21 protein-coding genes are annotated in these 24,793 nt (G+C 43.2%); 14 read left to right on the forward strand and 7 right to left on the reverse strand.

Going from position 1 to position 24,793, the window contains the following annotated elements; all coding sequences use genetic code 11:
• Positions 1-154: 154 nt before the first annotated feature.
• Positions 155-970: a 4-(cytidine 5'-diphospho)-2-C-methyl-D-erythritol kinase gene (locus KKA81_02510; GenBank protein MBU2649782.1), complete on the reverse strand. Its 816-nt coding sequence runs from the start codon at positions 968-970 to the stop codon at positions 155-157.
• Between the two features lie 77 nt (positions 971-1,047).
• Here KKA81_02510 and KKA81_02515 point away from each other — a divergent pair, with 77 nt between their 5' ends.
• From KKA81_02515 to KKA81_02550, 8 genes are all read left to right on the forward strand, one after another.
• Positions 1,048-2,577: a GH3 auxin-responsive promoter family protein gene (locus KKA81_02515; protein MBU2649783.1), complete on the forward strand. Its 1,530-nt coding sequence runs from the start codon at positions 1,048-1,050 to the stop codon at positions 2,575-2,577.
• Complete coding sequence (locus tag KKA81_02520) at positions 2,570-3,394, forward strand: hypothetical protein (protein ID MBU2649784.1); 825 nt, start codon at positions 2,570-2,572, stop codon at positions 3,392-3,394. Before KKA81_02515 ends, KKA81_02520 begins: the two co-directional genes overlap by 8 nt.
• 45 nt (positions 3,395-3,439) lie before the next feature.
• The gene (locus KKA81_02525; protein MBU2649785.1) at positions 3,440-4,054 is read left to right on the forward strand and encodes a deoxynucleoside kinase; all 615 of its coding nucleotides are present in this window, start codon (positions 3,440-3,442) and stop codon (positions 4,052-4,054) included.
• A 10-nt stretch (positions 4,055-4,064) separates the two neighbouring features.
• Positions 4,065-4,838 carry a 3-deoxy-manno-octulosonate cytidylyltransferase gene (gene kdsB / locus KKA81_02530; protein MBU2649786.1) on the forward strand — a complete coding sequence of 258 codons (774 nt, stop codon included), beginning with the start codon at positions 4,065-4,067 and terminating at the stop codon, positions 4,836-4,838.
• A gap of 23 nt (positions 4,839-4,861) precedes the next feature.
• Positions 4,862-5,866, forward strand: coding sequence for an SPOR domain-containing protein (locus KKA81_02535; protein ID MBU2649787.1), 1,005 nt, complete (start codon positions 4,862-4,864; stop codon positions 5,864-5,866).
• A gap of 38 nt (positions 5,867-5,904) precedes the next feature.
• Positions 5,905-6,576, forward strand: a complete 672-nt coding sequence (gene trmB / locus KKA81_02540) for a tRNA (guanosine(46)-N7)-methyltransferase TrmB (GenBank protein ID MBU2649788.1) — start codon at positions 5,905-5,907, stop codon at positions 6,574-6,576.
• 1 nt (position 6,577) lies between these two features.
• Positions 6,578-6,931, forward strand: coding sequence for an MGMT family protein (locus KKA81_02545; GenBank protein MBU2649789.1), 354 nt, complete (start codon positions 6,578-6,580; stop codon positions 6,929-6,931).
• A 269-nt stretch (positions 6,932-7,200) separates the two neighbouring features.
• Complete coding sequence (locus tag KKA81_02550) at positions 7,201-9,426, forward strand: patatin-like phospholipase family protein (GenBank protein MBU2649790.1); 2,226 nt, start codon at positions 7,201-7,203, stop codon at positions 9,424-9,426.
• A gap of 32 nt (positions 9,427-9,458) precedes the next feature.
• Here the strand turns inward: KKA81_02550 and KKA81_02555 are convergent, their stop codons facing one another.
• Together KKA81_02555 and KKA81_02560 are read right to left on the reverse strand one after the other, a co-directional pair.
• Positions 9,459-13,199: a PAS domain S-box protein gene (locus KKA81_02555; GenBank protein ID MBU2649791.1), complete on the reverse strand. Its 3,741-nt coding sequence runs from the start codon at positions 13,197-13,199 to the stop codon at positions 9,459-9,461.
• Between the two features lie 151 nt (positions 13,200-13,350).
• Positions 13,351-13,536 (reverse strand): hypothetical protein, encoded by a 186-nt coding sequence (locus KKA81_02560; GenBank protein MBU2649792.1) that lies wholly within the window; start codon positions 13,534-13,536, stop codon positions 13,351-13,353.
• 199 nt (positions 13,537-13,735) lie between these two features.
• Between KKA81_02560 and KKA81_02565 the strand changes: the two genes are divergently transcribed.
• Positions 13,736-14,773 carry an Mrp/NBP35 family ATP-binding protein gene (locus tag KKA81_02565; GenBank protein ID MBU2649793.1) on the forward strand — a complete coding sequence of 346 codons (1,038 nt, stop codon included), beginning with the start codon at positions 13,736-13,738 and terminating at the stop codon, positions 14,771-14,773.
• A 33-nt stretch (positions 14,774-14,806) separates the two neighbouring features.
• Positions 14,807-15,058: a NifU family protein gene (locus KKA81_02570; protein ID MBU2649794.1), complete on the forward strand. Its 252-nt coding sequence runs from the start codon at positions 14,807-14,809 to the stop codon at positions 15,056-15,058.
• 42 nt (positions 15,059-15,100) lie between these two features.
• Here KKA81_02570 and KKA81_02575 read toward each other — a convergent pair whose 3' ends face one another.
• Both KKA81_02575 and KKA81_02580 read right to left on the reverse strand, forming a co-directional pair.
• Entirely contained in the window at positions 15,101-16,741 is a 1,641-nt protein-coding gene (locus tag KKA81_02575) for an NAD+ synthase (protein ID MBU2649795.1), read from the reverse strand.
• A gap of 11 nt (positions 16,742-16,752) precedes the next feature.
• A complete protein-coding gene (locus KKA81_02580) occupies positions 16,753-17,421 on the reverse strand; it encodes a PorT family protein (protein MBU2649796.1) in 669 nt (222 codons plus the stop codon).
• A 143-nt stretch (positions 17,422-17,564) separates the two neighbouring features.
• On the opposite strand from KKA81_02580, the gene KKA81_02585 reads away from it, so the two are divergent.
• The 3 genes from KKA81_02585 (at position 17,565) to KKA81_02595 (ending at position 20,949) form a co-directional block, all read left to right on the forward strand.
• The gene (locus tag KKA81_02585; GenBank protein ID MBU2649797.1) at positions 17,565-18,200 is read left to right on the forward strand and encodes a PorT family protein; all 636 of its coding nucleotides are present in this window, start codon (positions 17,565-17,567) and stop codon (positions 18,198-18,200) included.
• Between the two features lie 186 nt (positions 18,201-18,386).
• Entirely contained in the window at positions 18,387-19,337 is a 951-nt protein-coding gene (locus tag KKA81_02590; GenBank protein ID MBU2649798.1) for a hypothetical protein, read from the forward strand.
• A 73-nt stretch (positions 19,338-19,410) separates the two neighbouring features.
• The gene (locus KKA81_02595; protein ID MBU2649799.1) at positions 19,411-20,949 is read left to right on the forward strand and encodes a YifB family Mg chelatase-like AAA ATPase; all 1,539 of its coding nucleotides are present in this window, start codon (positions 19,411-19,413) and stop codon (positions 20,947-20,949) included.
• Between the two features lie 22 nt (positions 20,950-20,971).
• Here KKA81_02595 and KKA81_02600 read toward each other — a convergent pair whose 3' ends face one another.
• Both KKA81_02600 and KKA81_02605 read right to left on the reverse strand, forming a co-directional pair.
• Positions 20,972-21,724: a LytTR family DNA-binding domain-containing protein gene (locus KKA81_02600; GenBank protein MBU2649800.1), complete on the reverse strand. Its 753-nt coding sequence runs from the start codon at positions 21,722-21,724 to the stop codon at positions 20,972-20,974.
• Between the two features lie 11 nt (positions 21,725-21,735).
• Positions 21,736-23,664, reverse strand: coding sequence for a tetratricopeptide repeat protein (locus KKA81_02605; protein MBU2649801.1), 1,929 nt, complete (start codon positions 23,662-23,664; stop codon positions 21,736-21,738).
• Between the two features lie 338 nt (positions 23,665-24,002).
• Here KKA81_02605 and KKA81_02610 point away from each other — a divergent pair, with 338 nt between their 5' ends.
• Positions 24,003-24,791: a glycyl-radical enzyme activating protein gene (locus tag KKA81_02610; GenBank protein MBU2649802.1), complete on the forward strand. Its 789-nt coding sequence runs from the start codon at positions 24,003-24,005 to the stop codon at positions 24,789-24,791.
• Positions 24,792-24,793: the final 2 nt, after the last annotated feature.

Raw genomic sequence — 24,793 nt, forward strand, 5'->3', positions numbered from 1 at the left:
GGGCATTGGCCTTACTTTTACTTTCATACTTTTCATGAAGATTACAACCGTCTTTGCCACCAGTGGTATATTAACTCCCTTTCTGGGAGCCTGGGTCCCTAATATAATATTTGGTATAGTAGCCTATTTCCTGATCCGCAGTGCCCCAAAATGATCATATTGCTCTGCATCTTTTGGAAATAAATCCAGGAAATTCATTTTCAGGAATTTTGCCCTCTTCAAAAATCCCGTACACTGCGGATCCGCTCCCACTCATCTGAGCAAACAGAGCACCCGATGCGTACATCTTTTCCTTAATGGCTGCAACTTCCGGAAATCTGCTAAAAACAAAGTGTTCAAAGTCATTAACAAAGTGATCTCTCCATTTTTCAACCGGTGTATTAAGATAATCAGCCAATGCATTCCTGCCTGAAGAATAATCAATATTTGCATAGGCTTCAGCAGTGCTAACCTCAACAGGAGGTTTCACGATCAGGATAGTCAAACCGGCTAAAGACAGACTTAGAGGATTAATTATTTCACCCCTTCCGGTAGCAAGTGATGCCTGATTCCTGATGAAAAAAGGACAATCGCTGCCCAAAACTGATGCATGAGCTTGCATTTCTTCAGTATTCAAGTCAAGCTTGAAAAGTTTATTCAGCATCATGATTGTGAAAGCAGCATCGGACGACCCCCCGCCCAAACCCGCCTGGAAAGGTATGGCCTTATGCAAATGCAAATGAACGGGAGGCAGGCCAAACTGCTTCTGCAACCTGCTGTAAGCCCTGACAACCAAATTATCCGGGCTTTTTCCCGGAAGCACAATTCCGGTGAACGTATACAACGGTTCTCCGTCAGGTGAAACTACAATTTCCAGAATATCACAATAGTCAACAGGAACCATAATGGTCTCAATATTATGGTATCCGTCATCTCTTTTGCCATATACCCTGAGTCCCAGGTTGATCTTGGCATTTGGAAAGGCAATCATAGAACCAAAGTTAGCAAATTCCCATAATTCGCGATTTTATATTAATTTTGAAATCTGTCCCTTATAATCTATAATACATGGCTCTTATAAATTCCGTCATATCCTGGTTAATGAAAAAGAGGATACATCAGATTGATCTATTCATGAAGTATCCGCATGATGTGCAGTCGGAATGGTTTAAAAAGCTGATACAAACAGCCCGGGATACAGAATGGGGTTTGAAATATGATTATTCTTCCATCCGAACGCCGGAAGATTACAGAAGCCGGGTTCCTGTTAATGATTATGAAAGTTTAAAACCATATATAGAGCGCCTTATGCAGGGTGAACAAAAGCTGCTCTGGCCTACTGCTATTAAATGGTTCGCTAAGTCTTCAGGAACCACGGGTGATAAATCCAAGTTTATCCCCGTAAGTACAGAATCGTTGGAGGAATGCCATTTTAAAGGGGGCAAAGATATGTTATCGATCTATTGCAATAATTTTCCTGAGACATTGCTTTTCGATGGCAGGGGTTTGGCGATGGGCGGGAGTCACCGGATCAACGAGATCGACAACGAAGAATACTACGTAGGCGACCTCTCTGCGATCATCATACAAAACCTGCCTTACTGGGCAGAATTCATCCGGGTGCCAAAACGGAGCCTCGCACTGATGGATGAGTGGGAAGCAAAAATTGAGCAGATGGCTCATGCGACCATCCCCCATAATGTTACTTCAATATCGGGTGTTCCATCCTGGACACTGTTGCTCCTGAAAAGAATAATGGAGATCACCGGTAAAGACAGTATCCTGGATATATGGCCTAATCTTGAAGTGTTTTTTCACGGAGGGGTTAGCTTCCTTCCCTATATCGGACAATTTGAGAAGATCATTCCATCAGGAAAGATGCGTTATCTGGAAACCTACAATGCATCGGAAGGATTTTTCGGACTTCAGGATATTATCGGCTCCAAAGAACTCTTATTGATGCTCGATTATGGGATTTACTATGAGTTCATGCCTCTTGAAGAGGTCGGCCAACCCGGAGCAAAGGTTCTTACCCTGGATGAGGTAGAAAAAGGGCCGCATTATGCATTGATCATCTCCACCAACGCAGGCCTGTGGAGATATATGATTGGCGATACCATCCGGTTTACCTCCCTGAACCCTTACCGCATTCAGATCACGGGAAGAACCAAGCACTATATCAACACGTTTGGTGAAGAACTCATTATTGACAATGCCGAGCAGGCCTTAGCCATTGCCAATGCCAAATGTCATTCATCCGTCACCGATTATACAGCAGCACCCCGGTTTTTCGATCAGGAAAACAATGCAGCCCATGAATGGGTTATAGAATTTGAAAGACCACCGCAAAATCCCGATTATTTCTGTGAAACACTCGACAATGCATTGAAATCGCTGAATTCGGATTATGAAGCCAAACGATACAAAAACATGATCCTGAAACCTCCTATCATTCACATGGCCCCTGCCAATACATTTTACCGATGGATGAAGGAAAGAGGGAAACTGGGCGGACAAAACAAGGTTCCACGATTATCCAACAACCGCAAATACATTGATGAGATTTTACCCCTGTTAAATACAGACCATAATGCTTAACCGGATATTTGTTCTTTTGCTTTTATTTTCGGGATCAATGCTGATTGCCAAATCCTCCCTGTTTTCCCAGGAATGGAGTTTTACTCACCTTCAAAGCATAAAAGGTAATTTCACCTTTTTTACAAGTGACGAACTGGGAAATATTTACCTCGTGAACGGAAGCAATCTTAAAAAATATGACTTAAACGGGAACGCCAAGTTTGACTATAGCCCCATGATGAAAGGAGAAATCAGTTTTGTGGATGCAGGAGATCCGTTTAAGACACTTGTTTACTATGAAGACTTCGGGATAATTGAGTGGCTTGACAATACTCTCAGCCCGGTTTCCAGTGTCAACCTGACAGACCTTGGTATGGAACTTGCCTCCCTTGCCTGCAGTTCTTATCAAAATGGGATATGGCTCTACCTCCCGCCTTTTCTGGAGCTTTTCCGCTACGATCAGTACCTTGTCCAGGGAGACCGCTCCGGCAATCTCTTCAAAGCAAGCGGAATGAATGTTGAACCTGACTTTATGGTAGAACGGGATAATATTCTCTATTTGAACGATCCGAAACTGGGCATTTTTATCTTTGATAAATACGGGACATTCAATAAAAGGATTAAGACTGCAGGATTAAGCAGTTTTCAAATACTTAACAGAATGATTGTCTTCAGTGATAAAGACAAGGGAATCATACTTGATCCGGCAACCATGATGGAAGAAACATTCTCACTTCCTGAAAAGGATTCGAGAGGATTCAGTATCTTAACCGCTGGCAGGGATAAAAGAATCTTTCTGCTGATGAATGATGAACTAAAGATATATTCCATTCGCTGAACCGGAAAATTATTTATATTAGTAACGTCCAAAATTCAATACTATATGCACATTGCGGTAGCAGGAAATATTGGTTCAGGGAAAACCACCTTGACAGGGCTTCTGGCCAAACATTACGGATGGGAGGCCAGTTATGAGGATGTTGAGTCCAATCCATATCTGCATAGTTTCTATAGCGACATGCAGAGGTGGTCGTTCAACCTGCAGATATATTTCCTTAACAGCAGGTTTCGTCAGATCATTGAAATTCATAAAAGTCAGAAGCATGTTATCCAGGACAGGACTATTTTCGAGGATGCCTATATCTTTGCTCCTAACCTTCATGCGATGAATCTCATGTCGACACGTGATTTTGAAAATTACAGTGCTCTGTTTGAACTTATCAGTTCATTTATAAAACCGCCAGATCTGTTAATTTACTTAAAATCCAGCGTACCTAACCTTGTCAAGCAAATCCAGAAAAGAGGGAGGGTTTATGAAGCATCGATCCGGCTGGATTATCTGAACAGCCTGAATGACCGGTACGAATCATGGATAGCAAAGTATAAACCTGGCAAACTGCTTACCATTCCCGTTGATAATATAAATTTTGCAGATAACCCCAAGGATCTGGGGACCGTTATTGAGAAGATCAATGCAGAGTTATTCGGATTGTTTTAACCCGGAATAGATGAATTTTATCGGTATCATACCTGCCCGATATGCATCCAGCCGCTTTCCCGGAAAGCCTCTGGCGGATATCATGGGAAAACCTATGATCTGCCATACATACGATAGCGTTCATAATTCCGGAATTACCTCTCTGACTGTCGTTGCCACCGACGATCTACGCATTGAAGAAACAGCAAAAGCATCCGGAGCCAGGGTGATTATGACCTCTCCCGATCATTCATCCGGAACAGAACGCTGTGGGGAAGCAACCCGGCTTTTATTGCAATCCGGCGAAATAAATCCCGAAGACGTAATCATTAACATCCAGGGTGATGAACCCTTCATGGATGCCGGTCAACTGCGCCTGCTCACCTCCTGCTTTACCGATCCCCACATTGAGATCGCTACCCTCATTTATCGTATCACCAATGCCGAAGAACTGTTTAACCCGAACAAAGTAAAGGCCGTTGTGGATATCGATGGATCCGTTATGTACTTTAGCCGGTCAACCATCCCATTCCTTCGGGATATACCCCGCGATGAATGGCTTTTGCAACATAATTTCTACCGCCATCTGGGAATATACGCCTACAAAGTAAAAACCCTGCTTAAACTTGTTACTCTCCCAGCAGGTCAGCTGGAGAAGGCAGAATCACTCGAGCAACTTCGCTGGATGGAATATGGCTATAAAATATATAGCAAAGTAACAGATCATGAGAACCTTTCGGTTGATACACCGGAAGACCTTGAACAACTTATCTATATCCTGAAAAAGAAACCCAAACAATTATAATTTCGTGATATAAACCACCAATCATGAACATCAACACCCATATCAGAACGCTACTCTACCGGCAGGATAGTCTGGTAATCCCGTCGCTCGGCGTGTTTACCACGAAATATGAACCTGCTTTTTACGATCCCAGGAAAAAAACAATGGTTCCTCCTGCAAAAATCGTAGAATTTACAGAAAACAGAGAGGCAAGCGACACCATTCTGGAGAATTTCATTGCTGAACAGGAAGAGATAAGCCTTAACGAAGCAGCACGGGAAATTAGTGATTACGTCGGGAAAATCGTTGATGCACTGAAGAAAGGTCAAAGGGTCTTTTTAAACCAGATCGGGATATTATCGATGGACAAAGACCTGAAGATAGTTTTCGAACCCGATCGAAAGCAAAATTATACACCTGAAGCGGCCAATTCATCACCCATTACGATAAAACCCGTGAAACGGAGGAGATCGGATCAACCTGAAAGTCTATCCCAGATGCCTGGGAATAAAACCAAAAAGATCGTAATAGGAGCTATAGCAGCATTAGCCGTGCTCATCATTGCCTTTTTACTTATAGACCCATTCGGCTTTTCATTATTCCATAAGCCATCACAACCGGTTGAACAAAATCAGGAAACCAACCGGCAGGGATCGGAAGAACCACCGGCCCAGCTCCCTGATGAAGCAGTCCAACCAGACACACAACCCTTATCGGTAGATCAGCAGGCCCAAAGTGAAAAGACGGATACCATCCTGGAGTCAAAGCCTGCTCCTACCCCTGCCCCCGAACCTGAAATCATTGAGCAAACAGCTACGGAAAAACCCCATTTTCATGTGATCGTTTCATCATACGATACACGGGAGTTGGCTTCCCATTACGCTGACGAACTTGCTGCAGAAGGATTCAACACATCCGTTGTAGGCCCCTCGAAAACAGGCCACTTCAGGGTTAGTATCGGCAGTTTTACCGATCGGCAGGAAGCTTTGAAATTTCTTCGCAATATACGCAGTACCGGTAAACCTAATGCCTGGCTGCTGAGTGAATAACTAACCGATTTATATACTGAAAAACAGACATTGCTGAAGTGGTTAAGAAAAAGCTGTTACGGTTCTCGGAAAACCAAACCTTCCCGAACATGTTCCAGCCACAGTATGTGGATTTGAAAGACGGATATTATCTACGCGGGAAATGGAGAACGGATTTTTTCAACAATGATCATCCCATAACCCTCGAACTGGGTTGCGGAAAAGGTGAATATACAACCGGACTGGCTGAGCGGTATCCTGAAAAAAACTATATTGGCATTGACATTAAAGGCGCCAGAATGTGGAAAGGTTGCAAATATTCGAACGACAGGCAAATGACCAATGTAGCATTTATTCGCACCCGCATCAACCTGATCGGATTCCTGTTTGCACCTCAGGAGATTTCCGAAATCTGGCTTACCTTCCCTGATCCACAACCCCAGCTGTCAAGAGAAAAGAAAAGACTCACTTCCCCCGAATTCCTGGAGAGATATAAAACCATCCTGCAGCCTGAACACCAGATACATCTGAAAACCGACGATACCGGATTGTTTGAATATACGCTCTCGGTGATCAAAACTTTCGGGCATAATCTAAATTATATGACCAATGATGTTTACAATGCCGATGCACCCGAGGAAGTTAAAAACATCACAACATTTTACGAGGCTATGTTCCTGGAAGAAGGTAAAAAAATAAATTACCTGAATTTCAGATTAAAGCAAGACTGACATGGATGCTAATTCATCCTTTTTCGAAAAGGTATATGCAGTAACTAAGCTCATCCCTTACGGACGAGTCACCAGTTACGGGGCAATTGCCCGTTTCCTTGGATCCGGCGGATCGGCTCGGATGGTAGGCTGGGCCATGAACAACTCCCATACTGCAGGCCTCGCTATTCCTGCTCACAGGGTGGTGAACAGAAACGGAGTGCTCACCGGAAAGCATCATTTCGGAGGACCGGATATTATGCAGCAATTGCTTGAAAGTGAGGGTATAAAAATTGAAAATGACAGAATTATTGACTTTCATCGGTATTTTTGGGATCCCGTAAAGGAGATCTCAGAATTCAGAGATCACATTTAAACAACACATGGATAAAATATTATATGAGTAACAGGAAACATTAACACAAAGTTACAGGCGACAGGTTGCAAGCGACAACTCATCACTCATCACTCATCACTCATCACCCACACTACCCTGTAGCCTGTAACCTGCTACCTGCATCCTGCAACCATAGAGCAGGTAACTTGATATTAATCATTCTCGATTTTCATAAAAAATAAACTGAAAGTTAGTAGAACATTTAACTATTTCCCTATTTTTATCAATTAGTCTTTATCGAAAATTCCATGATAAAACATTCATTTTTAACCCTACTGTTACTTTATCTGTTCATTTTCAGAGTTCAGGCAGATCAGGAAATCAAGACAGACAATGAAAAGCCTGTCAGGCCGAAAGTTGGTTTGGTTTTGAGCGGTGGTGGGGCCAAAGGATTTGTATACGTAGGATTGTTCAGGGCTTTGCAGGAAGCAGGCCTGCATATTGATTACATCGGAGGAACATCCATTGGGAGCATCATGGCTTCTCTTTATGCCGTTGGATATAGTCCGGATGCCATTGAACAAATGATACGTTCACAGGATTGGGATATGGTTCTGAAAGATGAAGTTGCAAGAAGGTTTGTGGCTTTTGAAGAAAAGGAATTCATGGAGAAGTCCATTATTACCCTCCCCTATAAAAAGAGAAAAATTGGATTGAAAAGCTCATTATACAGAGGGCAGCAAGTCAATTTGCTATTAAATAAATATTTGTCTCCTGCCTATGACATAAAGGATTTCAGTCATTTACCCACACCATTCCTTTGCGTAGGCACTGATCTTTTAACAGGAGAAGCGGTAACACTAAAAACGGGATACCTGCCCAATGCGGTCAGGGCCAGCATGTCAATCCCGGGGTATTTTTCACCTATGGAATACAATGGCAAATACCTGGTAGATGGCGGAGTGGTAGATAATTATCCGGCCAGGCAGGTTCAGGAAATGGGCGCCCAGCTGATCATCGGAGGAAATGTCCAAAGCGGGCTTACTCATGATATCAATAATTTGCATACTATTACAGCAGTTCTTGATCAGGTTATTTCGTTCACACGCGTTCCTGCAAATGAAGAAGCATTTAAAATCATCGACCTGAATATTCAATATCATGTCTCACAAGGCATCATGGACTTTACCATGTACGATTCCATTATCGCTTATGGAGAAAGGGTTGCCCGGCAACATTACGATAAAATAAAAAAACTGGCCGACTCACTGAATGCCATTGAATATGTACCACTTAAAGAGTTCAATGCTAAACCCCTTGATAAAGTCTTTATCCGGAAAGTTATTTATATAGGTAAAGACAGGATGTCGACCATTTTCCTGGATAACTTTTTCGAAAAGATGGAGAATTCGGAAGTCAAGCTTGAAGAAATTGAAGAAACCGTTACCCGGCTTTACGGAACCCGGTTTTTCCAGCACGTGTATTATGAACTGGAGCCCCTGGGAAACGGTGAAGCCAATCTTATCATAAACCTGCTCGAAGGTGATCCGGGCTATTTCTCCGCTTCACTGCGATACGACAATGATTACGAGGGCAGCGTTTTAGTAAGTGCAGTTTTCAGGAATATACTGGGAAACCGGAGCAAATTGTTCTCAAGTCTTATACTTGGTCCCAATCCCAGGTTTAAAATGCTGTACCTTATCAGCAACGGCCCGAAAGTAGGGCCAGGGCTGGAACTGGATTTCTATTCATTTCGCTTTGATTATTTCGACAAGGATGTAAAAGTCAATACATTAAGGTTTATTAATTACAAGACCTCCGTTTTTGCATCTTCGGTTGTAGATAATCTGTATCGCTTCAGAGCCGGAGTACAGCTGGAGTATTTCAGCCTGAAACCTGAAATACCGGATGAGACTTTGAAGTCTATGTCCGACTTTAATGCTTATGCCAGCGGGTTTGTTTCTTTTAAAACGGATACCCGCGACAAGCCGTATTACTCCACTACAGGATTCGAAAGCAATCTGAATGTTAGCTATATATTCCCCCTTGGAAACAACTGGTCACGAGAATTATTCACCAATTCGTTCATGTATTATTTGAACTACAATCAAAACCTTCGTCTTACCAAACGATTTACGTTAAAGCCCGGCACATTCCTGGGTGGTACCTTACGACAGGATCTTCCGCCTATTCAACATTGGTTCGGTGTGGGAGGACTCATGCCGATCAATTATATGGAAAACCTTGTGCCTTTTACCGGTGTAAGCTTTGTGCAATCGATAGGTTTATACAGTGCCATTGCCAGGCTAAAGCTCCAGTACAATGTTTATAAAAACCTTTACCTGACCGCCCGCAGCGACCTGGGCTCCAATGAAATGGAACTGGATGATCTTATCAAATCCGAGAACATCATGTTTGGCTACGGATTAACCTTTGGATATTACAGTTTTATCGGTCCGATAGAAGTAACTGTGATGGGATCCAATATTAACTCTGCACCGGGACTATTCTTTAATGTTGGGTTTGAATTTTAGGCCACATAAACATATTTGGCAGATACCTTTCTCTACTCCAACACTTTGTATTCCTCAAGCTTCCTGAAAAGCAATTCTTTCCTAACCGGTTTCGACAGGTAATCATCACAACCGGCATCCCTGGCACGTGATTCATCTCCACTCATGGCATAGGCTGTTATAGCAATAACCGGAAGCTCCGGCCGGATATCCTTTATCATCCGGGTTGCCCGGAAACCGTCCATAAGTGGCATTTTCAAATCCATAAAAACTAATGCAATGTCCGGATGCTTTTTACAAATCTCCACTGCTTCCTGACCGTTTTCGGCTGATATTGTCTGAATACCGGCACGAGCCATCACTGTTTCGAGATAAAGAGAGTTCGATGGTTCGTCTTCTACTATTAAAATGCGCTTTTTATCCTGAACAGAACTGGTTTTGACAGATGATTCCCCTGTTTCTTTCCGGATTTCAATCCCGGTAAGAACAAGATTGACTGCAGTACCCCTGCCTTCTTCCGATTCCAGTTGAACGTTGCCTCCCAATAATTCAGCTATACCTTTAACTATTGACAACCCCAATCCGCTACCTTCATATCCTCTCGTAGTGCTCGAATCGGTCTGGATAAACATTTCAAATACCATTTTTTTCATATCGGCCTTAATACCTGGGCCGGTATCCTTTACAAATATTTCAAAGTTTTTATCTGAAATTTTATATCCAAGAGTAACAGATCCTTTACGGGTAAACTTAACGGCATTATCAACCAGATGTGCCATAGCTTTCCGGAGTAATTCCTCATCGGAAAATATCATCCATTTTGACTCTTTAGGTAAATCTATTATGAGCTCCAGGTTTTTTGCATTGCATTTGGAAACAAACTGATCCATCAAACGCATAATAAGATTTTGTATTCCGAAAGTCTTCTTATTCACCACCATGCTCCCTGAAGTAAGAAGGGAAATGTCCATGTAATCATTAATGGTATTCAGCAGGCGGTCGCTGCTTGCACGAAGAAGATTTAGGAAGGCTGATTTCTCGTCCCCTGTGATATCTTCCTTGGATATTAGGTCAGCAAAACCCATAATGCCATTCAACGGAGTACGAATCTCATGAGAGATATTATTCAAAAAAGCGGTTTTCAGACGGTTTGCCGCTTCTGCTTTATCACGGGCTTCGATGAGATCCCCGATCATTTTCTTTTTCTCTGTTATATCTTCTTTCAAAGAAACAAAATGAGTTATCACTCCTTCATCGTTAAATATCGGGCTGATGGATGCCTGTTCCCAGAAAAGATCTCCATTCTTCCTTTTATTCAGGAATTCTCCAACCCATTCCTTTCCGGATAATATCGTATCCCACAGGTTTTTATAGAATTCTTGTGTTTGCTTGCCTGATTTGAGAATACTAGGATTCTTACCCAAAACTTCTTCCAGGCCATATCCGGTTAATTCGGTAAACTTTGGATTAACATATTCAATATTTCCATTGATATCTGTGATCACAACACTTACCGGACTCTGTGTCACAGCCTTGGATAGTTTTATCGCCGATTCTTCTGATTTCTTACGCTCAATATATAAGCTTAACTGAGAGGCTATAATTTCCAGAACCTCCACACTCGATTGATTGTAAGCCGCCGGATTATCATAACTTTGAAGAACTATAGCCCCGATCACCCTTCCTTCTATAATCAGGGGAACCCCGAGCCATTGTTCCGCCCTTGCTCCATATAAATTGATCTCCTTCTTCCTGGAAAGCGCCAGGATTTCTTCTTTTGATAACAATATCGATCTTTTTTCAGTAATGACCTTTCCGGTCAACGACTTCTCCACAGGCCATGACTGAGGATCTTCCCCCTTTTCGTCATATTCAAAGGGACTAAATAACATATTCGTATCCTCTTTATAGAAGGCTATAAATACATTCCGTGTATCAAGAAGAGCACTCAGTTCATGCCTGGCGACTTCATATAACTCATTCAGAGTTCTGGCAGTTACCAGGGAATGGGCAATTTTATACTGCATTTCCTGGATTATCTCTGATTTCTTGCGCGAAGTGATATCATTAATACTTGACAGGATGTATTTTTCCGTTCCAATAGATATAATTCCCGAGGAATACAATCCGGTCAATTGCTCTCCCGACTTTTTCCTGAAAAGGAATTCTTTACCACTAACCATCCTTCCTTGCAGCATTTCATTTACAACGTATTTCCTGTCTTCTTCATTTACCCACAATTGAAGATCTATAGTGGTAAAACCAATGATTTCTTTTCGGGTATATCCGGTAATATTGAAAAACTCTTCATTAACTTCAATAATCTTCCCGTCGGATGGACGTGTTATGGTTATGGCATAAGGGGAAGACTTAAATGCCATGGCAAATTTCTCCTCGCTCTGCCTGATTTCCTTTTGTATTTTCCTGTCCTCCGATTGGTCCCTGAAAACCAGGACAGCACCTATGATCTCCCCCTTCTCATCTTTTATGGGAGCCCCACTGTCGGCAATGGGTATCTCTGTTCCATCTTTCCGGACAAGCAATGTATGATTTGCCAGCCCTATTATTACTCCTTCCTGGATAACCCTGTCAACGGGATTTTCAACCCTGGTGCGTGTTTCTTCATTTATAATATTAAACACTTCTAAAATATTCTTACTTCTGGCATGTTTCTGTACCCATCCGGTTAAATCTTCAGCAATGGGATTGAGATATTGTATCCGGCCTTTTGTGTCAGTAGCCATTACTCCATCTCCGATATTATCCAATATGATCCTGAATTCTTCCTGGCTAAGCCATAAGCTTTTGTAAATATTGGCCTGCCGGTTCCTGTAAATCCAGGAAACACTCATTATTACCAGTGATACACTTAAAATCACAAATATCAATATACCCGGCATTTTTTTATGCAGAGGACCATAAATCTCTGAAACATCATACTTTGCTATCATATACCAGGGAGTTTCCGGTACCCTCTTTATAAAGGCAAGCACTTTTTCACCCCTGTAATCCAAACCTTCCACAAAACCCTCCTGACCCTTTACGGCTTTCACCGCAGGAAGGTCGTTGTCCGATAAGGATGCTTTCAGGTTCAATGCCGATCCGGGCTTATGCCTGAGATCATTCAGAAAGACCACACTGTCTCCATCCTGCCTGATAATAAATGTCTCAGCCGTGATACTTTTAGATGGCCATGATTGCATCAAAGGAAATATAAAGGTTTCGGGTTGCATACGCATGACCAGTACAGCAAAGACCTTACCCGATTTGTCCGTTAAAGGAGCCAGAACATCGTAATGTATTGACTGACCTTCACGGCAAAAATAAAAATCAGTGCTCATAATTACCCCCTGCTCCGCAACACCGGTAATCATCTTTTGGGTAACCTCTCCAAAACTATCCAGGTTGCTTCCCGTTCCATGAAAAAGCTCTCCCTCAGGTGAAGCCAGAAATATTGCTTCATAATTATACTCATCCTTAGGTAGCTTGAGATCTTCAATAATTGGCTCCAGTAATTCAGGATTATCCCTGTCGTTAATCCATTGCATTATTCTTTCTTTCAGGAATCTCCGGGAAGCAATAACCCTGGCATCGGATATCCTTTCATTTTTCCAGCTTATTAACTGATTGGTTTTTAGGTTTGTAACATCTACCAAATCCTGTTCTTTTTCTGATCGTAGAGTTTTGGCTTCATGCTGGTAGTAAATGGTAACAGCAACAATAATAAGCATGCTCAAAACCACAGCAAAAAAAACCATAAGCTTTCTGCTGAACAGCCGGGGTTTGCCAATCATAACGAGTATTTTACTATATAAGGTTACGAAAGATGTAAATATACATCTTATTCACTTACAAAAACAAAATACCTGCAAAGTTTGTGATGGTAACCATGCTGAATCTACTATGGGTACCAAAAACCAGCCTGATAAGCCCTATGACTCCAGCTTACTTTCCGGAACCCGTCATGATTCCAATCGCTGCCCCAAGAGCAATCCCTGATCCAATACCAACCGAAAGCCAGACGGCAAGGTCCCCGCTTGCAATTCCTGCAACAGTGCCTGCAATTGCCCCAATGGCAAAGCCCAGGGAAACACCCAGGGCTAATTTCCCGGATTTCTTTTCATTATTCATAGATTCACTACTTATTATCAAAGTTTAGTTAAAATAGCTGAATAAAAAAATCAGCGATGCAAGATCGCAAGAAAACGCTTTGCTTCTGATCCCTCCCTAATAAAACATATGTTTGAGTTTACTACCGGATGAAAACCCTGTCCGCTTTTTTTCTCTCCTTACAGAAATATATTACTTTTGCCTTGCTAAAAATAAAAAAATGAGTATCACTAAGGAACAGGTATTGGAAGCTTTGGGAAAGGTACTTTATTTCCCGCAACACGACAACGTAGTATCGTTAAACATGATCCGCGATATACACCTTCACGGGGATCATATTCATTTCACCATTTTCTTTCCGCAACGTGACGAGCGAAATGAAAATGTAGTTCTCAATGCCTGCGTAAAAGCAGTTGAAGAATTAGCAGGTAAAGGATCCCATATAGATGCCCGCGTTGAATATCCCAGGAACCCGCTCGATAAGATCGGAAGTATTATTGCAGTTGCTTCAGGTAAAGGTGGGGTAGGTAAATCCACTGTGGCTGCCAACCTGGCCGTTGCCCTTTCAAAAACGGGTGCCCGTACAGGCATTCTGGATGCCGACATATACGGTCCCTCAATCCCCATCATGTTCGATGTGGAAAAAAGCCGGCCGGAAGTGTATGAAGAAAACGGAAAACAATGGATAGTCCCGGTGCAGAACTACGGCATTAAAATCCTTTCTATCGGGTTTTTTGTAGACCCTGGAAAAGCATTGATCTGGAGAGGTCCAATGGCCTCCAACGCACTGAAACAATTGTTCACCGAGGCCGACTGGGGTGAACTTGACTTCCTGGTAGTTGACCTTCCCCCGGGTACAGGTGATATTCATCTTACTCTGGTGCAGGAAGTGCCGGTTGCAGGTGTCGCCATTGTCACAACGCCACAGGAAGTAGCCCTTGCCGACGCAAGGAAGGCTTTCAGCATGTTCAGCCAAAAAGATATTCAGGTGCCTATACTCGGTCTGATAGAAAATATGTCGTATTTTACTCCGGCTGAATTACCTGATAACAAATACTTTATCTTCGGACGTGAAGGCGGCCGCAAGCTGGCTGAAAGCTCTGGAATTCCTCTTCTCGGACAAATACCATTGGTTCAGAGTGTCTGCGAATCAGGTGACAAAGGCAGACCCTCGGCTCTGAAAAACGATACCCCTGAAGGAAAAGCATTTGCAGAACTTGCCGGGAATGTGCTGAAGAGACTTGAGGAATTAAAGTAAGAATTAAAATAAAGAACTAAAATCAAAATTGCGATGGATCAGGTTCAGAACAAAGAAATTATTGATAAGATTAAAAATGTGATTGATCAAATACGTCCTTATATCCAGCAGGACGGTGGAGATATTGAATTTATTGAACTCACTGATGATATGATCGTTAATGTTGAGCTTAAAGGGGCCTGCGGCTCCTGCCCGTACAGTACGATCACGTTAAAAAATGGTGTGGAAACAGCCATCAGAAATGCTATTCCGGAAATCAAAGCTGTTGAATCGGTGAAATTCTGATACCGCCATTCTGCGGATGATTTTCCTTGCATGAGATAACCTTTATAACAGATATTTCCCGACAATGGGCATCCTTCTGCCCATTCCAAAGGCTTTGGTTGATACACGCAGAATGGGGGGAGTCTGATGACGCTTGTATTCGTTGGTATTCACAAGTTTTAGTGTGCGTTTAACCACTTCTTCAGGAAATCCCATCGCTATGATCTCTGCAGGTCCCTTACGCTTCTCAATATACTGGTAAAGGATTTTATCCAGGATGTCGTATTCAGGAAGAGAATCGGAATCTTTTTGTCCGGGCCTCAACTCAGCCGACGGTGGTTTCACTATAGTGCTTTCAGGAATTATTTCTTCCTCACGGTTCATATACCTGGCAAGCTCATAAACATCCGTTTTGTAAACATCGCCAAGAACGGAAAGTCCCCCGTTCATATCCCCATAAAGAGTACCATACCCTACGGCCGCTTCGCTTTTGTTGGAAGTATTCAATAGTATGTACCCGAATTTGTTGGATATCGCCATCAGAATCACACCCCGGATACGAGCCTGAAGGTTCTCTTCCGTCAAATTGAAGGGAAGTCCATGAAACTGCGGATCCAGTGTTTTAAGAAAGCTTTCGTATGGCTCTGCAATGGAGATAATATCATATGGACTACCAAGATTCTCAGCCAGTTTTCTGGCATCATCAACGGAATGGCCGGAAGAAAAACGGGAAGGCATTAATACCGAACGCACATTGTCCTTGCCGAGAGCCCTGACTGCCAGCACAAGAGTCACTGCAGAATCAATACCTCCTGAAAGACCCAGGATGGCCTTGCTAAATCCGAGTTTTTCAAAATAGTTGCGTATGCCCATGACCAGGGCATCGTGGATAAGAGCAGTTTTTTCCTGTTCCTTACCTTCTGCCGTAATGGCCGGCATCTCATTTAACCTGTCAAGATCAAAAACCTGTAAATCTTCCTGAAAAAACTCCAGTTCACCTACGATTTGAGCATTTTTGTTTATCACCATGGAGCCGCCGTCAAACAACAGTTCGGTTTGAGCCCCGACATGATTTACATAAAACAATGGAATCTTATATTCCTTTACATTGCGAAGTAAAATATCCCTGCGTATGGGAGCCTGATCATAGTTGAAAGGAGAAGCAGCAATATTGACCATGAAATCAGGCCTGCCTTTTATCAGCTCATCCATGGGATTAATCGTGTACAGGGGATCATTGCTGATGTTCCAGAGATCTTCGCATATGGTCAGTGCAATCTTCCGGCCCTTATATTCTATAAGCCGGAATTCGCGGTTTGGCTCAAAATAGCGGTATTCATCAAAAACATCGTAATTGGGAAGAAGAGTTTTATGTACCACATCCTTGATTTCTCCATCTTCCAGGAAATAGGCACTATTGAGCAGGTCTTTGCCTTTGTCCTCCGGATTGATGCCGGGTGCACCAACAATGGCCGCTATGCCCCGGCAATGTCCGGCCAATTCCTGCACCGAATCATAACAACGGTTAATAAAATCCCTGAACTCCAGGAAATCGCGGGGAGGATAACCCGAAACGGCCAGCTCGGCAAAAACAATCAGGTCAGCTCCATGCTGCTTCGCATTTTCCAAAGCTTTTATGGCCTTATCCAGATTTCCTGCGAAATTTCCAATATGATAATTGATCTGCGCTAATGCTATTTTCACAAGCCGGCTTTTTAAAAAACTATTCCAATACTCAGTTCAACAAAATTCGCCTTTGCCTTGTCATCCCCTTTCAATATATTGGTAAATCCGTTATCAAAACGAGGGGCTACATGCAATACAGTCGACTTACTTATACTATACTCCAAACCCAATCCCAGGATCAGAGACTCCCTGAAAAGAACAATCCGGTCGTAAATATCCACGTCATCCTGCGTATATTCAGTATTGCCGTAAAAGTACCTGTCATCGGCCCGGGCACTTAGCAATACCCCGGTTCCAACCCCAACCATCCCGTAAAAACGAAACTTTCCGAACGAATTCGTGCGCATCTTCAAGGCAAGAGGTATCTCCACATATCGTAGCCGGTAATCCCGCTCAAGATCCGCATCCCATGTGAAATTATCAACATTCAGGGTAGTGGGATACTTCATGGAAGGATACAGATAAACCACATCAAAACCTGTAACCACTGCATAATTTTCCATCAGGAAGAACTCCGTGATCACTCCCCAGGAAAAACCAATATGAACACCATCGTTCTTAAATCCCTTTTCTTCGGGATTCAACCAACCTATATTGGGAGCAAACCTGACGCCAAATACAAATGGCTTTTGCTGGGCTACAACCGTGGAAACCAATACAAAAATCCCAAGAACCATAATGAGAATCAATCTTTTCATAACTGCGCGGTAATTAGGTTTAAAAAAATAAAATTAAGCCTTTTCTTCTTGCCGGCTCGTGATTCCAAAATATTTTTCGTTATTTGCCCATCTCTTTTTATCTTTGTTTCAAATCAAATTTGGTTAAACTAAAAACAACAGTCATGAAAAAACTTATTCCCGTTATCATAGCCATGTTCCTCTTTGCTTCAGGATATGCGCAGGTACCCATGCTGACCCTCGGACCAAAGATCGGATTCAACACCAACAAGATCAAAACCGACCTCTCCGATGTTAAAGAAGACCTCAAGGCAGGTTTTGAAATTGGTGCATTTGTCAGAATTGGTAAGAAAATATATGTCCAGCCGGAAGTTATGTTCAAAACCCAGAACAGTAAATTTAATGTCGATACCAAAGACGCCCAGGGCAACGTCATAGATGTCGACTATAAAGTTAAAATGAAAACCATCGACATCCCCGTAATGATAGGTGCCAAACTGATCGACGCCAAGGTTTTTAACATCCGCATCATGACCGGCCCCGTTATTTCCATGCTCGCCAATAAGGAAATCGATACCGATGAAAAATATAAGGACACTTTCCTGAATGAAGACGATTTCAAAAATGCTAACTGGTACTGGGGATTCGGTGCCGGAGTAGACGTTCTTATGTTTACTCTCGACGTAAGGTATAACCTGGGTCTCAATGATATCTATGATGGAAAGATCAACAATACGGATATCAACCCCGAACTTAAAGCCAACCTCTTCAACGTTACACTGGGCTGGAAAATACTATAATGTTGGCTGAGCGTTGGCAGAGATAAATAGAATGTTACAGGTTACAGGTTACAGGTTGTAACCTGTAACCTGCAACTTGATACTATTGGCTATTCACTCACGATAGACATACTTTGCTTCATGGTATTACTCTTTTTTCGTTTTTTTAAAAGTTGCCATTTTTTTCAGCGGAGCATTTTTTTGTTGTTGCTGAGTTTATTATCCTGCCTTAGTGGCCCTGATAAAGCTGATTTATCCGGTATCGATCTGGATGAAATCGAGATCCATCGCTACGGTAAGGATCTTTTTGCCATTTCCCCCAACAACATTGGCGCAGGATTGGACTCTCTCTCGGGAGAGTATTCCTTTTTCCTGGGAGATGATTACCGGGATACCCTGAACATTATCAGAATCAGGGAGTACATCATCGACCCTTTCCTGAAAGACCTGCATGAAAGCACCATGAACACATACCCTGATCTTGCTTTCCTGGAAAAAGACCTTACAACAGCTTACCGCTATATTATATATTATTTCCCCGAAACCCGGGTACCGGAGTTTTACACATACATTTCGGGTATAGATGTGATGCAGCCGGTAATGTATCTCGACAGCCTGGTGGTAATAGGTCTGGATTGTTACCTGGGTAAAGATTTTGAGGAATACAAAAGAGCAGGGATCCCTCTTTACCGTTCCGAACGCATGACAAGCGATTATATCGTTCCGGATGTGGTCAGGCAATGGGCATATACAACTTTTCTCGATGATCACCCCGGCAACCGGCTGATCGACCAGATCATCGCAGAAGGCAAAGCTCTCTATCTGCTTGATATCATCCTCCCCGAAACGCCCGATCGCATAAAAATAGGTTACACACCCGATCAGCTTGAGTGGTGTGAAGATAATGAATCCAACCTTTGGGCATTTCTGCTGGAAAACGAATTGCTTTTCTCCGGTGATCTGCAGAAAACATCCAAACTGATCCAGGATGGTCCGTTCACTTCCTATTTCGACAGGGAATCACCGGCGCGTACCGGTATCTGGACAGGCTGGCAGATCGTCAGGAGCTATATGAAAAAAAACAAAGTCAGTCCTGTCGAACTCATGCAAAACCGCGATGCCGGCGACATCCTGTCGAAATCAGGATATAAACCCTAAATTTTTTTCATCCCGGGCAGGGCATAAATGTGTTTTTTGGGAACTAACCAATAAACACCTAATTCATCCTGCGATGTTAGTAAAAACTTTTGGCAGTGCCATTGTCGGCATTGATGCACTCACCATCACGGTGGAGGTGAGCATAGATCAGGGTGTGGCCTTTTTCATGGTCGGTTTGCCCGACAGCGCCGTGAAAGAAAGCCATCAGCGCATTGAAGCCGCCCTGAGGCATAACGGGTTTCACATTCCCGGGAAAAAAATCGTGATCAATCTTGCTCCGGCAGATATCCGCAAGGAAGGATCGGCCTACGATCTGACCATTGCCATCGGCATACTGGCCGCTTCACAGCAGATCAAGCATGAGAAAGTCGGGGAGTATATTATCATGGGTGAGTTGTCGCTCGATGGCGGGCTTCAGCCGGTGAAAGGCGCCTTGCCCATTGCTATCGAAGCCAAACGTAAAGGGTTCAAAGGTATACTCCTGCCCTTCGTCAATGCCAGGGAGGCAGCCATAGTGAATGATATTGAAGTTTATGGTATCAGGAGCGTGAAAGAGGTCATCGACTTCTTTAACGGGGAGGGACAAATCAAACCTGTGGTTGTCGACAGCCGGGAAACATTTTCCACAAAACTGAACACCTATGACGTGGATTTCTCGGATGTGCGTGGTCAGCAAAATATCAAGCGTGCCCTGGAGATCGCCGCGGCGGGAGGGCATAATGTTATCATGATCGGCCCCCCTGGTTCGGGTAAGACCATGCTTGCCCGGCGTTTACCAACCATCCTGCCTCCGCTGAACCTCAAAGAAGCACTGGAAACCACCAAAATCCATTCCGTCGCCGGGAAAATGCCACGGGGCACCAGCCTGATAACACAACGCCCGTTCCGGGCCCCACATCATACTATTAGTGACGCCGGTCTCGTTGGCGGCGGCAGCTTCCCCCAGCCCGGAGAAGTGTCACTGGCCCACCACGGAGTGTTATTCCTCGATGAGCTCCCCGAATTCAAAAGATCGGTGCTTGAAGTGATGCGACAACCCATAGAACAAAGAAGCATCACCATCTCACGCGCCCGCTTCTCCATCGAATACCCTGCCAGCATCATGCTCGTGACGGCCATGAATCCCTGCCCCTGCGGTTACTATAACCACCCCGAACAGGAATGTACCTGCGGACCCGGTATCGTCCAAAAATACCTCAGCAGGATCTCAGGTCCCCTGCTTGACCGCATCGATATTCAAATCGAAGTGGTCCCGGTTAAAGTTAACGACCTGGTGGAGGCAGCCCCGGGAGAAAAAAGCGAACTGATCAGGGAAAGGGTCATTGCAGCCAGAAAAATCCAGGATAAACGCTTCGAGGAATATTCCTCAGTACATTGCAATGCCCAAATGGGAGCAAGCCTGCTGAAAAATATCTGTATTATTGACAATGATTGCAAGAAACTCCTGACCCATGCCATCACCAAACTCAATCTATCCGCCCGTGCCTACGACCGCATCCTGAAAGTGTCGCGCACCATCGCCGACCTCGACGGTGATACCGATATCAGGGCTGCACACCTCTCGGAAGCAATACATTACCGAAGCCTTGATAGGGAGAATTGGGGGACATGATAGGGATGAAGTGGTATTAGAATTACTTCGCCAGCCTCGCCATATGTGCCAGGAATAAATCCTTTCTGGCACGCGATATAGGAACCGTGGAATCGTCGGTAAGCTGTATGTAACCTCCCTCCTGCCGGATGAATTTCTTCACATACTCAAGGTTGATCAGGTGAGAGTTATGTGTACGGAAAAAATTACGGTCGCTAAGCAGATCCTGGTATTCCTTCAGATTTCTGGAAACAAGGAACTTCCTGCCATCGTTCAGAAAAAACCAGGAATAACTCCTGTCAGCTTCAACCCTGACAATATCACTCATTTTCAGATATTCCATCCCATCGGAAGTCGGGATCGCCAGCTTACCCGGCAGAGACATCCGCAGATTCTCCAAAAGGGTCTCAAATCCTGCATTCTTGTCTTTCTTTTTCTGTCTTCCGGCTTCCACCTTCTTTACTGCTTCAATAAACTCACTGATATTTATTGGTTTAAGGATGTAATCAACGGCACTGTACTTAATCGCCCTGATGGCATAATGATTAAATGCTGTTATAAAGATCACATCGAAATCCTTTTGCGGAAAATGCGATAGAAGGTCAAAACCACTTCCATGAGGCATTTCAACATCCAGGAAAACCAGGTCGGGCTCCGTTTCGTTGATCACTTTAACGCCATCCCTTGCCGAGTGAGCCTTACCTGCAACTTCAATGTTCGGACAGTATTCCGATATAATGGACTCGATGAATTTCACCGCATCCTGCTCGTCATCCACAATAACTACTTTTAACATATTTCTGAATATTAACCGACTAAAGGAATGCTGATCTCAACTCGTGTTCCGGCTGCTCTGCCATCCGAATCCTTAAGGTCGGTGTAGTTGATTTTCATGTTCTTCCCGTATAAGGTATTCACCAGGTTAAGCCTCGATTCTGTGATGCGCGTACCCAGTGAATTATGCTCCTTTTTCTTTTCATTTTTTATTTTCATGGCCTTATCCCTGCCAATACCATTATCTTCTATGGTACATAGAATGTACTCGTCGAAAAGCTTCAGATCAATCCCCACAAAACCTCTACCATCCTCCTTGTTCATCAATCCGTGAACAATTGAATTCTCCACAAAAGGCTGGATCAGCATGGTAGGAATACGGTAAAGAAGGGTGTCTATTTCTTCATCAACATTGATCTGCCAATGAAACTTCCCTTTGAAACGTATGGTTTCAAGTTCCAGGTACAATCTTAGCGATTCAATTTCATCACGAATGGGTATTGACGTGTGCCGGGAATTATCCAATGTCATCCGGATCAGCTTGGCAAATTTTGTCATGTATTCATTCGCCGCGATCTTATCGTTTTGGAAAACATAGTATTGAATGGAGTTCAATGTGTTAAAAATAAAATGAGGATTCATCTGCTGACGCAGATTTCTTTGGTTCAGCTCAGATAAACGATGATTCATTTCGGCAATTCGCTGCTTCGATATGATGCGGCTCTGATAAAAGATCAGCCCTCCGATTACTAACAATAAAGCCAGTCCCCCGCTTAATCCATACATCAGGTAGCGGTTCTGCCTGAGTTTGATCTCAAGCAACTCAAATTCCCGGGCTTTCTTATCGGCCTCATAACTGCTTCTTGCTTCATACAAACGTTGGTTGTACTGGTTGGTCATCATCGAATCCGAATAACGGGCATGAAGCACAAAATAATTATAGGCATTTTTGAAATCATCCTGATCAACATACATTTTGCTGATATCCTCGTGCAACCAGGAAAGGTTATAATAATCCTTTGTCTTTTTCGCAACCTCGATGCTCTTCTGATAATATCCGATGGCTTTGTCATAATCCTTCCAGTCGCGATAGATATTCCCGATATTCCCATAACAATTTCCCAGGAAATAAAGGCCATTGATAGCTTCCGCGAGACGGATGTTCTCATTATATATCTTTAGGGACTTTTCAAGGTCTCCCTGCAGATAGGCCACCCAGGCCATGTGATTCAGTACCATGGCCATTTGTGATGAATCATGGCTCTTGTTTATTAATTCCAGTGCCTGATCCAGCAAATGATTCGCTTCTTCATAATTCTCTCTTTCCAGTTCTATTACGGCTATCCGTTGTAAAACCCTCGTCACATATGGTAATTTAGTTTCCCAGTCTATGTGGGTAAGGTACTTTTCATAATACTCCTTTTCCTTATCATAATCCTGCAGCCGTTCATAGACTCGTGCAATATCATAGTAAAAAAGGGTAACCTCATCCTGCATGCCTTCCTTTGCTGCCATCGACTGGGCCTCAGTAAATAACTCCAGCGATTTCGACATCCTGCCCTCCCGGAAATAAAGGTAACCTTCCGATTTCAGTAAGAGAATTTTTTCCAGGATGTTCTTAGGAGGATACAGCAATTTGATCTTTTTCTCCAGGTATTCCAGGGATCTGTCGTAACGACCGGAAAGGTCATTCAGATAAATAACAAAATCCAGATACTTTATATCCGGTTTTAACCCTTTTTCATCCGCAAATCTTAACGCATCATCTGAATAACGTAAACCCGCTTCCCTGTCTTTCTCGAATACTGCCTTGCTCAGTTCCATAAGCGTCCTGAACCTGACGGTATCCTCCATCGGCTGCTCCAGCAACAATTTTAGGCTATCGACACAATTCTGCGACAAAACCGGCAACGCCAGCAAAAGAAAAAAAATCGCAATTATTTTTGCCTTGTCGATAAGCATGATCTGTTAACCGGTTTATTAAAATAAAGTTACAAAATAATCCTCAGCCTGATGCAAAAATAGGATGATTAAGAAGATTAAAAATAATCCATCTTTCAGAAGTGGATTATCATCCTATGCATGGTGACTTTCAGCCAATATCTAATTTTTTTTTGTTTCATTGCTTAATGGTAAAATTATAAATACCTTTACCACAAATAATAAAGCATGTTACCCAGGAATCTGCACCTGAAGATGTACAAGAAATTCGGCAAAGGCCTTTATGAATGCTGGCTGTTTTGAACCCTTTCCCTCTTTTGCAGTTATATAATGATTTCAATTAATTATTTAATCCCCGAATGAAAGGGTTGGTTTTCGATATCAAGCACTTTGCTATACACGATGGTCCGGGATTGCGCACAACGGTTTTCCTGAAAGGATGCCCTATGAAATGCCTTTGGTGCCACAATCCCGAAAGCCAGAAGATGATCCCCGAAGAGCATGAAAAATTATTAACGATAGAAGACCGTGTTTACCGTGAAAAGATAAGCACGGGACAATGGATGACCCCCGATGAAGTCATGCTTGAAATCAGGAAAGATGAGGTCTTTTACAATGAATCCGATGGAGGAGTTACACTATCCGGAGGCGAACCCATGATGCAACCGGATTTTTCTCTTGAGTTGCTGGAAATGGCTCACAGCGAAGGTTTCCACACAGCCGTAGATACTTGTGGCTATGCACACCCTGAAGTTTTTCAACGTTTCCTGGAACATACCGATCTTTTCCTGTTCGACCTGAAAATAATGGATTTTATGACGCATGTCCGCTATACAGGCGTTTCCAACCAAAACATCCTGGATAACCTGAATGCTTTGCGAGATTCAGGTCACCGGGTAATTATCCGTTTCCCGGTTATCCCGGGCATCACCAATACAGAAGATAATATTTTAAAGATCCGTGAATTTCTGGGAAAGGATTTTACAAGGCTTGACATCCTACCTTATCACCACATGGCATCGGCCAAATACAAACGCTTGGGGTTGACCTATGCCTTACCGGACCTTAAAGCTCCGGAAAAAAACGAGATCGAATCGCTGAAAGTTTTCTTTTCAGAAACCGGAATAAATGTGCAAACCGGAGGATAAAC

Source organism: Bacteroidota bacterium, assembly GCA_018831055.1.
Lineage (GTDB): Bacteria > Bacteroidota > Bacteroidia > Bacteroidales > B18-G4 > M55B132.

Coding starts and splice junctions, on each gene's coding strand:
- KKA81_02510 (MBU2649782.1), bottom strand. CDS start 970: ATGATTGCCTTTCCAAATGCCAAGATCAACCTGGGACTCAGGGTATAT.
- KKA81_02515 (MBU2649783.1), top strand. CDS start 1,048: ATGGCTCTTATAAATTCCGTCATATCCTGGTTAATGAAAAAGAGGATA.
- KKA81_02520 (MBU2649784.1), top strand. CDS start 2,570: ATGCTTAACCGGATATTTGTTCTTTTGCTTTTATTTTCGGGATCAATG.
- KKA81_02525 (MBU2649785.1), top strand. CDS start 3,440: ATGCACATTGCGGTAGCAGGAAATATTGGTTCAGGGAAAACCACCTTG.
- kdsB (MBU2649786.1), top strand. CDS start 4,065: ATGAATTTTATCGGTATCATACCTGCCCGATATGCATCCAGCCGCTTT.
- KKA81_02535 (MBU2649787.1), top strand. CDS start 4,862: ATGAACATCAACACCCATATCAGAACGCTACTCTACCGGCAGGATAGT.
- KKA81_02545 (MBU2649789.1), top strand. CDS start 6,578: ATGGATGCTAATTCATCCTTTTTCGAAAAGGTATATGCAGTAACTAAG.
- KKA81_02550 (MBU2649790.1), top strand. CDS start 7,201: ATGATAAAACATTCATTTTTAACCCTACTGTTACTTTATCTGTTCATT.
- KKA81_02555 (MBU2649791.1), bottom strand. CDS start 13,199: ATGATTGGCAAACCCCGGCTGTTCAGCAGAAAGCTTATGGTTTTTTTT.
- KKA81_02560 (MBU2649792.1), bottom strand. CDS start 13,536: ATGAATAATGAAAAGAAATCCGGGAAATTAGCCCTGGGTGTTTCCCTG.
- KKA81_02565 (MBU2649793.1), top strand. CDS start 13,736: ATGAGTATCACTAAGGAACAGGTATTGGAAGCTTTGGGAAAGGTACTT.
- KKA81_02570 (MBU2649794.1), top strand. CDS start 14,807: ATGGATCAGGTTCAGAACAAAGAAATTATTGATAAGATTAAAAATGTG.
- KKA81_02580 (MBU2649796.1), bottom strand. CDS start 17,421: ATGAAAAGATTGATTCTCATTATGGTTCTTGGGATTTTTGTATTGGTT.
- KKA81_02585 (MBU2649797.1), top strand. CDS start 17,565: ATGAAAAAACTTATTCCCGTTATCATAGCCATGTTCCTCTTTGCTTCA.
- KKA81_02595 (MBU2649799.1), top strand. CDS start 19,411: ATGTTAGTAAAAACTTTTGGCAGTGCCATTGTCGGCATTGATGCACTC.
- KKA81_02600 (MBU2649800.1), bottom strand. CDS start 21,724: ATGTTAAAAGTAGTTATTGTGGATGACGAGCAGGATGCGGTGAAATTC.
- KKA81_02605 (MBU2649801.1), bottom strand. CDS start 23,664: ATGCTTATCGACAAGGCAAAAATAATTGCGATTTTTTTTCTTTTGCTG.
- KKA81_02610 (MBU2649802.1), top strand. CDS start 24,003: ATGAAAGGGTTGGTTTTCGATATCAAGCACTTTGCTATACACGATGGT.